Source organism: Pseudomonas sp. PDM22, from assembly GCF_014851965.1.
GTDB lineage: Bacteria > Pseudomonadota > Gammaproteobacteria > Pseudomonadales > Pseudomonadaceae > Pseudomonas.
On the sequence record NZ_JACVAR010000001.1, the window covers coordinates 87,905 to 102,974 of the forward strand.

General features: G+C 62.7%; 9 protein-coding genes. 4 read left to right on the forward strand and 5 right to left on the reverse strand.

Going from position 1 to position 15,070, the window contains the following annotated elements:
• The first annotated feature begins 26 nt into the window (after positions 1-26).
• Both IB255_RS00450 and IB255_RS00455 read left to right on the forward strand, forming a co-directional pair.
• Positions 27-1,193 carry an EAL domain-containing protein gene (locus IB255_RS00450; protein WP_081519416.1) on the forward strand — a complete coding sequence of 389 codons (1,167 nt, stop codon included), beginning with the start codon at positions 27-29 and terminating at the stop codon, positions 1,191-1,193.
• 69 nt (positions 1,194-1,262) lie between these two features.
• Positions 1,263-2,594: a deoxyguanosinetriphosphate triphosphohydrolase gene (locus IB255_RS00455; RefSeq protein ID WP_081519415.1), complete on the forward strand. Its 1,332-nt coding sequence runs from the start codon at positions 1,263-1,265 to the stop codon at positions 2,592-2,594.
• Between the two features lie 14 nt (positions 2,595-2,608).
• Here the strand turns inward: IB255_RS00455 and IB255_RS00460 are convergent, their stop codons facing one another.
• Positions 2,609-6,250: a transporter substrate-binding domain-containing protein gene (locus IB255_RS00460; RefSeq protein WP_081519414.1), complete on the reverse strand. Its 3,642-nt coding sequence runs from the start codon at positions 6,248-6,250 to the stop codon at positions 2,609-2,611.
• A gap of 8 nt (positions 6,251-6,258) precedes the next feature.
• Positions 6,259-6,885 (reverse strand): response regulator transcription factor, encoded by a 627-nt coding sequence (locus tag IB255_RS00465; RefSeq protein ID WP_081519413.1) that lies wholly within the window; start codon positions 6,883-6,885, stop codon positions 6,259-6,261.
• A gap of 799 nt (positions 6,886-7,684) precedes the next feature.
• Between IB255_RS00465 and IB255_RS00470 the strand changes: the two genes are divergently transcribed.
• Positions 7,685-8,101 carry a response regulator gene (locus IB255_RS00470; protein ID WP_081519412.1) on the forward strand — a complete coding sequence of 139 codons (417 nt, stop codon included), beginning with the start codon at positions 7,685-7,687 and terminating at the stop codon, positions 8,099-8,101.
• On the opposite strand, the gene IB255_RS00475 is transcribed toward IB255_RS00470, so the two are convergent.
• Entirely contained in the window at positions 8,082-8,429 is a 348-nt protein-coding gene (locus tag IB255_RS00475; RefSeq protein ID WP_081519411.1) for a YggL family protein, read from the reverse strand. The genes IB255_RS00470 and IB255_RS00475 overlap by 20 nt on opposite strands.
• A 255-nt stretch (positions 8,430-8,684) precedes the next feature.
• Here IB255_RS00475 and dacB point away from each other — a divergent pair, with 255 nt between their 5' ends.
• Positions 8,685-10,121, forward strand: coding sequence for a D-alanyl-D-alanine carboxypeptidase/D-alanyl-D-alanine-endopeptidase (dacB, locus tag IB255_RS00480; protein WP_081519410.1), 1,437 nt, complete (start codon positions 8,685-8,687; stop codon positions 10,119-10,121).
• A 40-nt stretch (positions 10,122-10,161) separates the two neighbouring features.
• Here dacB and IB255_RS00485 read toward each other — a convergent pair whose 3' ends face one another.
• Together IB255_RS00485 and rlmKL are read right to left on the reverse strand one after the other, a co-directional pair.
• A complete protein-coding gene (locus IB255_RS00485; RefSeq protein WP_081519409.1) occupies positions 10,162-12,573 on the reverse strand; it encodes a diguanylate cyclase in 2,412 nt (803 codons plus the stop codon).
• Between the two features lie 102 nt (positions 12,574-12,675).
• Positions 12,676-14,859 carry a bifunctional 23S rRNA (guanine(2069)-N(7))-methyltransferase RlmK/23S rRNA (guanine(2445)-N(2))-methyltransferase RlmL gene (gene rlmKL / locus IB255_RS00490; RefSeq protein ID WP_081519408.1) on the reverse strand — a complete coding sequence of 728 codons (2,184 nt, stop codon included), beginning with the start codon at positions 14,857-14,859 and terminating at the stop codon, positions 12,676-12,678.
• Positions 14,860-15,070: the final 211 nt, after the last annotated feature.

The following is a 15,070-nucleotide window of genomic DNA, read 5'->3' on the forward strand; positions in this document are numbered from 1 at the left end:
CTGTCACGCCACTAAGGATGTGTCCCTTGATCGACGGGCAACCCATCGCCTGCTTCCAGCCCTTCATCGACACCGCGACCGGCCTGATCGCCGGTGTCGAAGCACTGGGCCGGTTGCGCCAGGACAACGGTGATCTGCAATCGGTCGGCCCGCTGTTCTTCAACCCGCGAGTCGGCCTGGCCGAACTGCGCCGTCTCGACCGGCAGATCCGCGACGCCGCCCTTGCCCGCATCCATGAAGCGCCCAAGGACTGGTTCCTCAGCCTGAACATCTCGCCGCGCTGGATCAGCCGCCTGCGCCCCAACCAGCCGCTGCCCAGCCTCAAGCAACTGCAGCAGCAAGGTGTAGCGCCGGAGCGAGTGGTCTTCGAGATCACCGAGCTGGGCGGCGCCCACCAGCGCCTGCCGGAAGTGGTCGCGCGCTACCGCGATGCCGGCGCGCGCATTGCCATCGATGACTTCGGCGCCGGCTATTCGCAACTGGACCGCGTGCTGGCGCTGCAACCGGACATCCTCAAGCTGGACATGCGCCTGTTCCAGGAGGCCGCCCGCGGTGGCCCCAGCGGCGAAGTCGTGAAGGCCCTGGCGCAGATGGCGGAGAAGACGGGCTGCTGGATCATCGCCGAGGGCGTGGAAACCGAAGAGGAAATGGACTTCGCCCTGGAGTGCGGCGCACGCTACGTGCAAGGCTTCCTGTTCGCCAAACCGGCTCTGGAGTTCCCTGCCAGCGACGCCTTCCGCGAAGCCTTCGCCCAGCGCCGCGACCACTATGTGCATCGCAAGCTGCAGGAGCGCTCCAACCTCATCCAACTGCGCCAGCAACTCTCCGAACTGATGAACATGCTGCGCCCCTGGGCCGAAGGCGGTGCCATGCTCAGTAGCCTGCCGCCGGCGCCGGATTCCTTCAGCCGTCTGCTACGCATTTACCAGTGCGACCGCCACGGCACCCAGACTTCGCCGAACCTGGAATGGAACGGCCTGTTCTGGAAGGAGAACCGCCGCTACCTGGGCCACAACTGGTCCTGGCGCCCCTACTTCTACCAGTTGCTCGCCGAGGGCTGGGAAGAGCGTCGCCTGACACTCTCCAACACTTATCGCGATGCCACCACCAACCAGTACTGCATGACCGCCGGCCAGTTCATCGACCAGGGCCGACGCCTTCTGCTCATCGATATCGACGCCGAAGGCCTCTAGCGCCGCGATTGAGATTGCCGGCGCGAACGGCTAGCGTTGCCGGTAACTCTCTGGATTGCGGAAAGAAGAATGGATTGGCACACCCTGCTCCCCCGGGAGCGCCTCGGCAAACCGGTGCACAGCAGCGCCGAACTCGGCCGCAGCGCCTTCCACAAGGACCACGACCGCATCATCTTCTCCGGTGCCTTCCGCCGCCTGGGGCGCAAGACCCAGGTGCACCCGGTATCGAGCAACGACCACATTCACACCCGCCTGACCCATTCACTGGAGGTCGGTTGCGTCGGCCGCTCACTGGGCATGCGCGTTGGTGAGATCATTCGTGACCGCCTGCCGGAATGGTGCGACCCCGGGGACATGGGCGTGATCGTCCAGTCCGCCTGCCTCGCCCACGATATCGGCAACCCGCCCTTCGGCCACTCCGGCGAAGACGCCATCCGCCACTGGTTCCAGCAGGCTGCCGGTCGTGGCTGGCTGGATGGCATGAGCGACGGGGAACGCTCGGATTTCCTGCACTTCGAGGGCAACGCCCAGGGCTTCCGTGTCCTCACCCAACTCGAATACCACCAGTTCGACGGCGGCACACGCCTGACCTACGCCACCCTCGGCACCTACCTGAAATACCCCTGGACGGCACGCCACGCCGACTCTCTTGGCTACAAGAAGCACAAGTTCGGCTGCTACCGCAGCGAGCTGCCACTGCTGGAGCAGATCACCCAGAAACTGGGCATGCCGCAGCTGGAAGATGAACGCTGGGCGCGCCATCCGCTGGTCTACCTGATGGAGGCCGCGGACGACATCTGCTACGGCCTGATCGACCTGGAAGACGGTGTGGAAATGGAGCTGCTCGACTACAGCGAAGTGGAAGCGCTGCTGCTCGACCTGGTCGGCGACGATCTGCCGGAAACCTACCGCCAGCTCGGCCCGAAGGACTCGCGCCGGCGCAAGATGGCGATTCTGCGCGGCAAGGCCATCGAACACCTGACCAATGCCGCCGCCCGCGCGTTCGTCGAACAGGAAAAGACCCTGCTCGCGGGAAGCCTGCAAGGCGACCTGGTAGAACACATGCATGGCCCGGCCAAGCGCTGCGTGCAACGCGCGAAGGCGATGGCACGGGAGAAGATATTCCAGGACAAGCGCAAGACCCTGCACGAGATCGGCGCTTACACCACCCTGGAAATCCTGCTGAACTCTTTCTGTGGCGCCGTGCTGGAGCAACACCGCCAGAGCACGCCGTCATTCAAGAACCAGCGGATCCTCGACTTGCTGAGCCACTACGCGCCGGACCCGAGCTGGTCGCTCTATCGCTCCTTCTTGCGTGTAACGGATTTCATCGCCGGGATGACCGACAGCTATGCCACCGAGATGGCGCGCGAGATGACCGGCCGCTCCAGCCCGAGCTGAAGCGGCCGCGCGGGCTAGGCGGCCAGCTTGCGCAATTGCTGCAGCAAATCGTCCTGCAAGGTCGCCATCGCCTGTTCCACCGCCAGAGCCCGGTTGCCCAGCTCCCGGCTGTCGAGACCATCCTTGCAGCCACCTTCAAGCTTGCTGCAGAGGTCCTGGAGCGTGTCCGCATTGACCAATCGCGCTGCGCCCTTCATACGGTGGGCCAGATCGGCCAGCTGCTTCCAGTCGCCGGCCTCCCAGAGCGGCCGGACCTGGTCGATATCGATCCGGTTGCTGCTGTACAACTCCTCCAGCAAACGGCGGATCAGGCCAGGATTTCCGCCGGTCATCTCCCGTAGGGGCTTCAGGTCGAAGCCATCGACCTGCTTCTCCACAGACGCCTGATCGTCGTGAGCCGCTGACAGCTTCGGCACTGCATCCAGCCGCACACGCAGGTTATCCAGGCCTATGGGCTTGAACAGGCAGTCATCCATGCCGGCCCGCCGACAGTTCTCGATCTCGTCGGGCTGGGCGTTGGCGGTGAACCCGAAGATCACACAGGGTTCGGCTTCCATCTCCGCTTCAAGCTCGCGAACCCGCCGGGCCAGACCATAGCCATTGAGCACCGGCATATTGCAGTCGGTGATCAGCAGATCGAAGTCACCCGGATGCCACAGCTGCAGTGCCTGGGAGCCGTCGGAGGCGACCTCGACCTGATGCCCCAGATGCTCCAGTTGCTGGGTCAGCAGCATCCGGTTGGCCACATGGTCGTCGACCACCAGAACCTTCAGCGAATGGGCGGTCCTCGGGACCATCACGGCCGGCCCAACTTCGCATTCGGGCAGGCTTTCCAGGGTCTGCAGCAACAGGCGCACCGTGACCGTGGTGCCCTCGCCGGGACGGCTTTCCATGCGTACGGTGCCGCCCATCATCTCCGCCAGCTTGCGGCAGATGGTGAGCCCCAGCCCCGTACCACCTCGACTGGCATCGCCACTGCGGGTCACCTGGCTGAAAGGCTCGAACAACTGGCGCTGTTCATCCTCAGAAATGCCGATCCCACTGTCCTGCACGCTGACCTCGAGGGCCAGGCGCTCGCCGGCGACACGCTCGCCGTAGACGCGAATCTTCACATGCCCGAAGTCGGTGAACTTGATGGCGTTACTGACCAGGTTCGACAGAATCTGCTTGAACCGCAAGGGATCGATCAGCACGTCACAGGCGGCTTCCGCCTCGATTTCCATCCTGAGCTCCAACGCTTTCTGCCGCGCCAGCCCATCGAACACGCGCGCAACGGACTCCACCAACTCGCGCAGGTGGGCGCGCTCCGGCATCAGCGTCAGACGCCCGGATTCGATCTTGGCCACATCGAGGATGTCGCCGATCAGCGTCAGCAGAGAACGCGCCGAGTCGTAAGCCACCTCGACTGGCTCCCGCTCCCAATGCCCCTGATCGGCACGGGTGAGCGCCAACTCGAGCATGCCGATCACCGCGTTCATCGGCGTGCGAATTTCATGGCTCATGGTAGCGAGGAAGGTACTCTTCGCGCGGTTGGCTTCCTCGGCCAGCTCCTTCGCCGCTTCCAGTTGGTGGTGCAGCCGCTCGCGCTCGGTGACATCGATCCAGCCCGTGACTACCCCGGAGATATCACCACCCGACCCACGGTAGGGAGTCGCCCAGTAATGTATTTCCCGAACTTCGTTGTGAATCTGCAGGACCAGATCGGAGGCCACTTTTCCGTCCTGCTCCATGGCCTGCTGATGAATCAACTGCAACGCTAGCGCGTCAGGCGCCTGCAGCCAGGGGTAATCGACGACGCGGGAACCTTCCACCGACTCGCGCGGCATTCCGGTTTCCTTCAGGAAGCCGATATTGCAGGTAACCAGCCGCCCTTCACGATCACGTACCGCTACCGGCTGAGGAATACCATCGATCAATGCACGCTTGAATTCGAGGCGGTAACTGAGCTCTTTCTCCGAATCCCGGCGCCGGCGCACCTTGCGCCAGAGCCAACCGTTCCACAGCAACACGATGAGCAATGCCAGCGCTGCCGCCCAGGCAAGCTGGATGAACTGCTTGCGGTAGCCCTGCCAGACGCTGTCTGGCCTGTCCACGCTGGCAGACCAGCGGGTAGTGATATTGCTCAGGTCTTCGGGCGCGATGGCCAGTAACGCCTTGTTCAGGATACTGAGCAGCTCCGGGTCCGACTGTGACACCGCCAGCGAGAACTGTCCGGGCTCGCGATCCAGGGCCAGGGCGATCTTGAGGTCCGGGTAATAGCGGGAGATCAGGTAGTTGGCCGACGACAACAGGTGAATGCCGGCGTCCACCTTGCCTTCACTGACCATGGACAGGTCGTCGACATTGTTCTCGACCTCCAGCAGTTTCACCCGAGGGTGGCGGGCACGCATGAAGTCCGCGATGACCGAGCCCCTGGGGACGGCGACAGTGTGGCCATCGAGATCCCCCAGGCTGTGCAGCCAGTCGCTCCCCTCTGGCACCAAGACAACGAAGGATGCGGTCATGTAGGGACGTGTGAAACTCAGCCATTCCTCGCGCTGCGCCGTTGGAGTCAGCGCCGCAATCACGTCGGCCTTGCCCGTACGCACCTGCTCCAGCATCGCCGTGACGCTGGCCTGCGGGCGTACATCGAACTCGATCCCGGTTCGGCTCTGGACCAGCTCCAGCAAATCGGCAGCGATTCCGCGGAACTGGCCTTGGGCATCGAAGAACGAAACAGGAGCCAACGCCTGATCGATCACGACTTTCGGTCGCGGGTGACGGTCCACCCAGCGTTGCTCCTGAGGCGTCAGGATAAGGCGCTGGCCGGCAATGGGGCTGCTTCCGCCCGGACTCCAGCGACGCTGAATGGCCGTCTCGCCCTGTCGCGGAATCGCATTCAGGGTATGGTCGATGATGTCCAGCAACGTCCGATCGGATGCATTCAGTGCAAAGCTGAAACCCTGGCCGTTGAAGCTGGCAAAGTTGAGCAGTTTGAGATTGGCCAGGTATGCCTGGCTGATCAGGTACTGCGCACTGAAGGCATCGCCGACGAACAGGTCCGCCTGGCCGAAAGCGACCGCTTCCAGTGCACGGCGCACCGACTGATAGCTCTGTACGGTGGCGCCGGCCAGGAACCTGTCCCGATCATTTTCCGGGAAGTAGTCGGTGACCACCGCAATGCGTTTGCCGGCGAGTTGCTCACTACTTTCCAGACGCGTGCCTTCCGGCCCGATGATGACCGGCTGGTTGGAAAAGTAGGGTACGGACAGCACAACGTCCGGTCGCGCAGCCTCATACCCCGTGGCACGGCTCAACAGGTCGATATCTCCGCGAGACAGCGCGGCCACAGCGGCATCCCTGTCAGGATAACGTCGTACTTCAATTCGAACATTGAGCGAGTCGGCAATGATTCCCGCGACGTCGGCCGTGATGCCCTCAAGGTCCGTGCCGCTGCTGGTGATATCGAACGGGGCGTAATCGGGCGCGGTCACGCCCAGGCGCAGCGTACGTTTGTCCCTGAGCCAGTGCCAGTCGGAGTCGCTGAGTTGCACCTTGACTGGCTCGTCGCCCGAACGAGCCAGCAGGTTGATCGAGGTCCAATCGTGCTGCTCCGCCATCACCCATCCGCAACAGACGAGTAGCAACACACTGACGATGAAGCGGAAGCGGCACATCAAACACCTCAGACCAGCGCGTTCCGCTTGGCGAACTCGATCAGGTCAACCAGCGAATGAGCATTGAGCTTCAGCAGCAGCCGGGTCTTGTAGGTGCTGACCGTCTTGTTGCTGATGAACATCTGTTCGGAGATTTCCTTGTTCGAATAACCGTTAGCGAGGTACTGGAGGACAGCCATCTCACGATCCGAGAGGCGCTGGATCAGCTCCTGATCGTCCATCTGTCCATTGTTGCGACGAGTCTGGCGCACCGCCGTGCTGGGGAAGTAGTTGTAGCCGGCGACCACAGCGTTGACGGCGCTGATCAGTTCGGACAAACCGCCTTGCTTGCAGACGAAGCCTGATGCACCCGCCTGCATGCAGCGCATGGCGAACAGCGACGCGCTCTGCCCGGTCAGCACCAGCACCTTGAGTGGCAGCTCGAAGGCAGAGATACGGCTGATCACCTCCAGGCCATCAAGCCGGGGAATACCGATATCCAGAACGACCAGGTCGGGAATCAGGTCCTTGACAAGCGAAAGCGCGTCCACGCCATTGTCGGTTTCACCAACGATGACATGGCCTTCCTTTTCCAGCAGCACACGCATTGCCATGCGAATGACTGGGTGATCATCGACAATTAGAACTTTGCTCATCAGCTTCCTCCCTCAGACCCTTCTTAAAAATGTCCTTCGGTAAGATATATGCAGAGCCAGCGCTGTCGAGATTACCCACCCTCAATATTGACCATTAGAGGGCTTTCCTACACAACATCTAAATAATTCCTACAAGTAACCTTAAATATTTTGACGTCACCTCAAAATAGGCAAGGAATTTCTGATGAGAGACGAGCGAAAATCTGACCACGATTCCTGACAATTCGCTTCCCTATCGCTGCTTATCCCATCTACCGAACGCTCGATAGGCGCCTGAGCCTTCCTCGCGACCCGCCCTCCATCACTCCGCCCGCGGGATCAGCGCGCCTTCCCGGCAGCCATTGAAACCACACCACCCGCTCTAGATCAGCTATTTCGCCATAGCTCAGCCTGGCCGCAGTCATTGACGCACTCCTCCAACACTGCCCTTGATCACACTTTCTGTCGGCCGCCGTCTGACAAGCACCCTGCCTCTTCCCCTTGCCAGACAGATCAGCTATCGAACACTGAACAGTTAATTCAGCCCCTCCTCAGTAAACCTCAGCAATCAGGGTAAACATGGAACAGCCCGAACAAGATCAAATCGTAAAACCAAATAATCACCCAGAACAAACAAGCACAAGAAAGCCCTTCGCCGGAAAACTTAAAACCCACTCAACCAGATAACCAGTTCGATACATTGACTGATCAACTTACCCATCGGCAATCAAGCTGCATATCAATCGACACACCGAAGATGGGAAGCACCAAACTTATCAACTGCAATTGTCGATCCCCCTGACAGCCTGGAGTTTCTTACGTGCAGGAAAACAAATTCAGCATCCTGATAGTCGAAGACCATCCCTTCCAACTGATCGCTACGCAAATGCAATTGAACAGACTGGGATTCTTCCGATTGACGCCCGCTCTCGATGCCAGTGAGGCGCGCGAGGAGTGTGCACGTCGCAATGAACCTTTCGACTTGCTGCTCTGCGATATCAACCTGCCGGACACTGACGGCATAGAACTGCTCGGCGAACTGGCCGAAGCCGGTCATATTCGCCACGCAGTCTTCCTGAGTTGCCGAGATGCCGATGAATTGCAGGCCTTGCGCAGAACCCTCCGCGACCAGGGGCTACCCGTCCTGGCCTGCCTGTCCAAACCATTCGATGAGTGGGCGCTGATGGAGTCCCTGGCAGCGGACGAGAGCCTCAGACTCAGGATGCGGGCAGATTGACTGGCTGGTCCGGGTACCACGCATCGATCAGCGAGCTGAGACTGAAACCTGCGAGCTCCGGCTGCTGCTTGAGCCATCCGTCGATCAACTCGCGCTGCTCCGCACTCACCGAGCCGCGCCGAGCAAGGCAGATGAACCCGTACTCGTCGCAACCGCTATAGACCAGGTCGTTGGGTTCGACCGCGACACCTGCAAAACGCTTGATGAATGCGTCAATAGCCTCTTCGCTCGTTCCTTCCTTGTACTGAAAACTCAGTTCGAAGCCGAGTTCCTGGAACTCATCGACACACAACTTCTTGCGTAAACGACGGGAACGATGGGTCGCCATCTGAATCTCTCCTCAGGAGGGCTTTCGCCGCTCGATGCACGGGGGTGTCCGGAACATATCCGGGACTTGCACGAACAATGACTCGACAAACCTCTCCGAGACGACTGGCATCCGAAGGCCAGCGCATCCTCGAACGGCTTGCGGCATAATGTGCCGCAGCTCCCGGTCCAACAGGGAGTATTTCATCTGTAGTGTTGCGCTTCATCTTTTCATTTTTTCAAGTCAATGCCCGACCACTGGGATGTCATCTTTTCTATGTTCAAGTCTCTGCGTGTCCTCGCTCTCGCTACATTGTTGCCATTCGCCTTGCCGGCTGTTGCCCAGATCAACTCCACCCTGCCCGAGCGCGTACAGAAGGCGCTGAGGGCCAGCAAGCTCACCGACGACGCCCTGTCGCTGGTGATGATTCCCCTGGAAGGTCCCGGCAACGCCACCTATTTCAACGCTGACGTCTCGGTGAATCCAGCGTCGACCATGAAGCTGTTCACCACCTATGCCGCCCTGGAAATGCTCGGCCCGACCTACCAGTGGCAGACCGAGTTCTATACCGACGGCCAGCTCAAGGACGGTACCCTCAACGGCAACCTCTACCTCAAGGGCGGCGGCGACCCGAAGCTGAACCTGGAGAAGCTCTGGCTGATGATGCGCGACCTGCGCGCCAACGGCGTGAACAAGGTCACCGGCGACCTGGTGCTGGATCGCAGCTATTTCAACATCCCGCAATTGCCGGTCTTCAACGACGACGGCGGCGACGACAACAAGCCGTTCCTGGTCGGCCCGGACTCGCTGATGGTCAACCTGAAGAGCGTGCGACTGGTGATCCGCACCGAAGGCAGCAAGGCCACCGTGCTGATGGACCCACCGCTGGCAAACGTGCGCATCGACAACCAGATCCAGGTGAGCAAGGCCGCAGCCTGCCCCGCCTGGCCGAAACTGCGCTTCAACCCGGTGACCCAGTTCGACGGCACCTCGCTGGTCGCCACCGGGCAGATTCCCCAGGGCTGCAGCGCCCAGACCTACATGTCCCTGCTCGAGCACCCTGCCTACACCGCCGGCGCCGTGCGCGGCATCTGGCAGGAGCTGGGCGGCAGCATCCTCGGCAAGGACCGCGAAGGCACCGTGCCGAAGAACGCCACTCTGGTGGCTCGCGCCATGTCGCCGGACGTCGTGGAAATCATCCGCGACATCAACAAGTTCAGTAACAACACCATGGCCCGCCAGCTCTTCCTGTCAGTCGGCCGCCAGTATCGCAATGGTGCCGACGCGGACGATGCCCAGGCTGCCCAGCGGGTGATCCGCCAATGGCTGGCGCGCAAGGGCATTACCGCGAGCCACCTGGTGATGGAGAACGGTTCGGGCCTGTCCCGCGACGAGCGAGTCAGCGCCCGCGAAATGGCGGCCATGCTCCAGGCCGCGTGGCACAGCCCCTACGCCGCGGAGTACATCTCCTCGCTGCCGATCGTGGCGAAGGACGGCACCATGCGCAAACGCCTGCGCGGCACGCCCATGGCCGGAGAAGCCCACGTGAAGACCGGCACCCTGAACACCGTGCGCGCCCTCGCCGGCTTCAGCCGCGACGCCAACGGCCGCACCTGGGTCGTAGTGGCCATCCTCAACAGCAACCGGCCGTGGGGGGCCTCGTCGATCCTCGACCAGGTGTTGCTGGACCTCTACAGCAGCACCAAGCGCTGATTCCCACGCGAACCCCGGCCAACTGGCCGGGGTTTTCGCATCAGGCTTCGACCTTCTCCAGACGATCCCGCCCCAGCCGCTTGGCGCGATACACCGCGCGGTCCACCTTGCGCATCAGGTCGTCCGCGCTTTCGCCGGGGCTCCAGGAGGCAACGCCGAAGCTTGCCGTCACCACGCCGACACCCTCCATCGGCTGCCCGCGCAAGGCCTTCCAGAGCGCCTCCGCCAGTAGCCAGGCCTGGTCCGTGGTGCTTCCCGGGCAGAGCACCACCAGTTCCTCGCCACCGATCCGGCAGAACACATCGACTTTGCGCAGGCGCTGCGCAATGCGTTGACACAGGGTGACCAGCACGATATCGCCCGCCTCGTGGCCGAAGCGGTCATTGATGTCCTTGAAGTGGTCGATATCGAACATCACCAGCGACAACGGCTCGCCATTGCGGGAACAGCGCGCCATGGCCTGATCCAGTTGCTCCTTGAAATAGCGGCGATTGTGGATGCCCGTCAGTGCGTCGGTGACCGACAGGCGACGCAACTCCATCTCCGCCTCCTTGCGCCGGGTAATGTCAGTGGCGATGCCCAGATACGCCGTGGTGTTGCCCGCCGAATCGCGCACACCGGTAATGATCAGGTTGATCTTCAGTTGCCGGCCATCACGGCGCACGCAGGTCCACTCGTGCTCCTCGTGCCCCTCGCCCACGAGGGCGCCGACGACGTCGAAGCCGCGAATCTCGCGCCCGAGGATGCTCGACAGGTCCTGCGCGCGGCGACGGATCTCGTCCTTGACGAAGACATTCTCCGGCACCGGCCGCCCGATCACTTCCTGGGCGCTGTAGCCGAACATGCGCTCGGCGCCCACGTTGAAGCTGCGCACGAAGCCGCGCAGATCGGTCGAGACGATGGCAACCTGCGTCGCCGCATCGAGCAGGCCGTGCAGACGACTGTTGACCTCGCCCAGTTCCAGCTCGGCAGCCTTGCGCGAACTGATGTCGGTCTGGGTGCCGATCATGCGTCGCGGCGAACCATCGTTGTCGCGCTCGACCACCTGACCGCGATCCAGCACCCAGAGCCAGCGCCCACTCTTGCAGCGCAGCCGGTGCTCACTCTGGTAAAGCGAGGATTCCCCGCGAAGATGCCGTCGCAGCGCCTCGCAGCGCACGTCCTTGTCATCAGGATGGACCCGGCTCAGGCTCTCGTCGGTGGTCGTGCCCACCTCGCTGTCGCGGTAGCCGAGCATGGCCTTCCAGGCATGGGAATAGAACACGTTGCCGGTATCCAGGCTCCAGTCCCAGACACCGTGGCCGGCGCTGTCCATGGCGAAGTGCAGGCGCGCTTGATTCTCCTGCAGCTCCAGCTGGTTGGCCCGCAACTCGGCGGTGCGCTCGTCCACCAGCTGCAAGGCCCGCTGGCGCTGGCCCAGCAGTGCCAGCACATATCCCGCCAGCAACAGCGAAGTCAGCCCGCCCGCGAACGCCACCCAGAGCTGCGGATGCCCCTGGTTGCGCCGCAGAAAGTCGCTGGAAGGTTCGACGCGCACCAGATAGTCACGACCGGCAAAAGGCAGGTGTCGCTCGGAAACCAGTCCTGCCGTCTGATCAGCCGCTACCTGGCTGCGATACAACGGCACATCCGGACGCGGGTCGCCGGCATCGCGCAGTGTCAGCGCCAGCTGCTCACCGCGCGCTTCCGAACCCTGTTCGATGAGCAGGCGGTAGCTGATCGCCGCCAGCAGGATGCCCTGGATTCCGACGCGGGTTTCGGCTGTCGGGCTGGGCGTCGTACTGCTGCGATAGAGTGGCGCCGCCAGCAGCAGACCGGTGGAATCCGCTGGCGGCGCGCCGGGAAGGACCACGGGCATCGAGGCAGCCACCGAGCGCGTCTTCACCACACGCTGGGTCAACTCACGCCCTGGCAGGGTCGAGTTCAGGTCCAGGCCCAGGGGCATCTCTTCCAGGTACTCGGAGGCGCCATAGAGGACGGGAAAATAGCGTTCGCGAACCTGTGCCGGAATCGGCTGGCCCTGAAGGTCGAGCTCGAAAAGCATGTAGTCGAGCATGCCGGCGTCATGGGCACGGGCCTCAAAGGCGTCGCGCTGACGCTGGTCCACGCGCGGCAGCCAGGCGTAACCCAGCGTGTCGCCCAGCAGTGGGCTGACGAAGTGCTCGAACTCTTCACGGGAAACGTTCGTGGAGTTCTCAAAGAAGCGCTGGATCGACTCCAGCTCGCTCTGCTGATTCGATAGCCGCTCGCGCACGCGCTCGATCCGCTCGTTGGCGGCGAGGGAAAATTGCTGTTCCAGAAAGGTGCGGGCGTTGCGCCACACATTCCAGCCGAGCAGCGCCGTCAGCAAGAGGCCAGCCACCAGCACGACGCCGGCGGCACGCAGGGCCTTCTTCTGGCTGGCGACTCCCTGAGCGGCGGGCAACTGCTCATAGGCCGGCAACTGAGTCATGCGCTTTCCCAACTCTCAGGGTGACTCAGTTTTTATAGCAGCCGATGGCCATTTGCCCAGCTTTGGCACGACGCACGGCCCAGGCCGCGCGCCGCTCGGGCCTCAACGTACGCTGATGCGCCAGGCGCGGTGGATCTTGCTGTTGCGGGCGAAATCCTGGTCCAGCGTCTGGGCGCTGATTTCCTCGACCTGGTAACGCGCTGCCAGCCCTTCATCCAGTTCGAACTTGCGGAAGTTGTTGGAGAAGTACAGCACCCCGCCCCTGGCCAGTCGCGCCATGGCCAGGTCGATCAGTTCAACGTGGTCGCGCTGCACATCGAAAACGCCTTCCATGCGCTTGGAGTTGGAGAAGGTCGGCGGGTCGATGAACACCAGGTCGTATTCGCCGCGGTCCTCGCGCAGCCACTCCATGACGTCGCTCTGCACCAGGCGTTGCTTGTCGGAGAAGCCGTTGAGCGACAGGTTGCGCCGCGCCCAGTCCAGGTAGGTCTTCGACAGGTCGACGCTGGTGGTGCTGCGCGCGTCGCCCTTGGCGGCATGTACGGTGGCCGTGGCGGTGTAGCAGAACAGGTTGAGGAAGCGCTTGCCGGCAGACTCGCGCTGGATGCGCAGGCGGATCGGCCGGTGGTCGAGGAACAGGCCGGTGTCGAGGTAGTCGGTCAGGTTGACCAGCAGTTTCACGCCGCCCTCTTCGACTTCCATGAAGCGGCCTTCGGCGTTCTGCCGTTCGTACTGCTTCTTGCCGGTCTGGCGCTCGCGACGCTTGATCACGATGCGCTCAGTGGGAATGCCCAGCGCCTGCGGCAACGCAGCGAGCGCGTCGAGCAGACGGATCTGCGCCTTCTCCGGATCGATGGACTTGGGCGCCGCGTATTCCTGCACGTGAGCCCAGTCGCGGTAGAGGTCCACGGCCAGGGCGTACTCGGGCATGTCGGCGTCATACACCCGGTAGCACTCGATCTTCTCCTTGCGCGCCCACTTGCCGAGCGCCTTGACGTTCTTCTGCAGGCGGTTGGCGAACATCTGGCCGCCTTCGCTAAGGCGAGCCTGTTCGATCACGGCGGCGCCCTGAGCCGGAGCGGCATCGCTGCGTTCGCCACGCTCGCCGGTCACGAACTGGCGCGGCTCCACCTCGAGCATGATCAGCTTGCACGGCAGAGCGCCGTTGAAGAAGGCGTACTGCTTGTGGCTGCGGATGCCCATGCGCTTGCCGAGCTCCGGCGCGCCGGTGAACACGCCGGCGCTCCAGCCCAGGCAGCTCTGGCGCAGACGCTCGCCCAGATGCTGGTACAGGTACAGCAGGCTCGCTTCATCACCCAGGCGCTCGCCGTAGGGCGGGTTGCAGATGATCAGGCCCTTCTGGCCCTTGTCCGGGCGTGGCTCGAAGGTGGCCAGCTCACCCTGGTAGATCTTCACCCACTCGGCCAGGCCAGAGCGTTCGATGTTGTTGCGCGCCGGCTGGATCAGGCGCGGGTCGGCTTCATAGCCGCGAATCCACAGCGGCGTCCTGGCAAGGCCAGCCTCGGCACGCTGCTGGGCTTCCTCTATCAGCTTCTTCCAGATCGCCGGCACATGGCCCAGCCAGTTGCTGAAGCCCCAGCGCTCGCGCTTGAGGTTTGGCGCTATGTCGGCAGCAATCAGGCCGGCTTCGATGAGGAAGGTGCCAACGCCACACATCGGGTCAGACAATGCGCCGCCTTCAGCGGCGATCTTCGGCCAACCGGCGCGGATAAGGACCGCAGCGGCGAGGTTTTCCTTCAGCGGCGCGGCGCCCTGCTGCAGGCGGTAGCCACGCTGGTGCAGGCTGTGGCCGGAAAGGTCCAGCGACAGCACGGCCTGGCCGCGATCCAGGTGCAGGTGCACGCGGATGTCCGGGTTGACCTTGTCCACGGTCGGCCGCTTGCCGAACTCGGCACGCAGGTTGTCGACGATGGCGTCTTTCACCTTCAGCGCGCCGAAGTGGGTGTTGTCGATGCCCGAGCCCTTGCCGCTGAACTCCACCGCGAGGCTGCCGCCGGCATCCAGGTGGTCGCTCCAGGATACGGCGTTGACGCCCAGATAGAGGTCTTCGGCGTTGCTCACCGGGAAGCGCGAGAGCACCAGCAGCACACGGTTGGCCAGGCGCGACCAGAGGCACAGGCGGTAGGCCGTCTCCAGGTCGCCCTTGCCGCGAATGGCCGAAACCTGGGCGCGCGCCTCGGTCAGCCCGAGCGCCTGGGCTTCCTCCAGCAACAGGCCATCGAGCCCTTTCGGGCAGGTGAGGAAGAGATCGTGCAAATCCGACATGCAAATAGTTCCCGGGCCGCAGCCCTTTCATCAAAGCCGCTTATGGCCTTGTCGGCCACCTTGGGTTCATTCGAGTGAACCCAGGCGACCCCTGTAGTCATTTTCAGGGATGGACCGGCTACCGGCCTGCGGCCTCGCGTCGCAGAAAGTCATCCCACTCGTCGGAACGAGAGGTGGTCTCAATTAGACACACATTCCTCTTGATCCTCGG

What these genes read in the sequence shown, in the direction of transcription:
- IB255_RS00455 (WP_081519415.1), top strand. Translation starts at nt 1,263, where the DNA reads ATGGATTGGCACACCCTGCTCCCCCGGGAGCGCCTCGGCAAACCGGTG.
- IB255_RS00460 (WP_081519414.1), bottom strand. Translation starts at nt 6,250, where the DNA reads ATGTGCCGCTTCCGCTTCATCGTCAGTGTGTTGCTACTCGTCTGTTGC.
- IB255_RS00465 (WP_081519413.1), bottom strand. Translation starts at nt 6,885, where the DNA reads ATGAGCAAAGTTCTAATTGTCGATGATCACCCAGTCATTCGCATGGCA.
- IB255_RS00475 (WP_081519411.1), bottom strand. Translation starts at nt 8,429, where the DNA reads ATGGCGACCCATCGTTCCCGTCGTTTACGCAAGAAGTTGTGTGTCGAT.
- dacB (WP_081519410.1), top strand. Translation starts at nt 8,685, where the DNA reads ATGTTCAAGTCTCTGCGTGTCCTCGCTCTCGCTACATTGTTGCCATTC.
- IB255_RS00485 (WP_081519409.1), bottom strand. Translation starts at nt 12,573, where the DNA reads ATGACTCAGTTGCCGGCCTATGAGCAGTTGCCCGCCGCTCAGGGAGTC.
- rlmKL (WP_081519408.1), bottom strand. Translation starts at nt 14,859, where the DNA reads ATGTCGGATTTGCACGATCTCTTCCTCACCTGCCCGAAAGGGCTCGAT.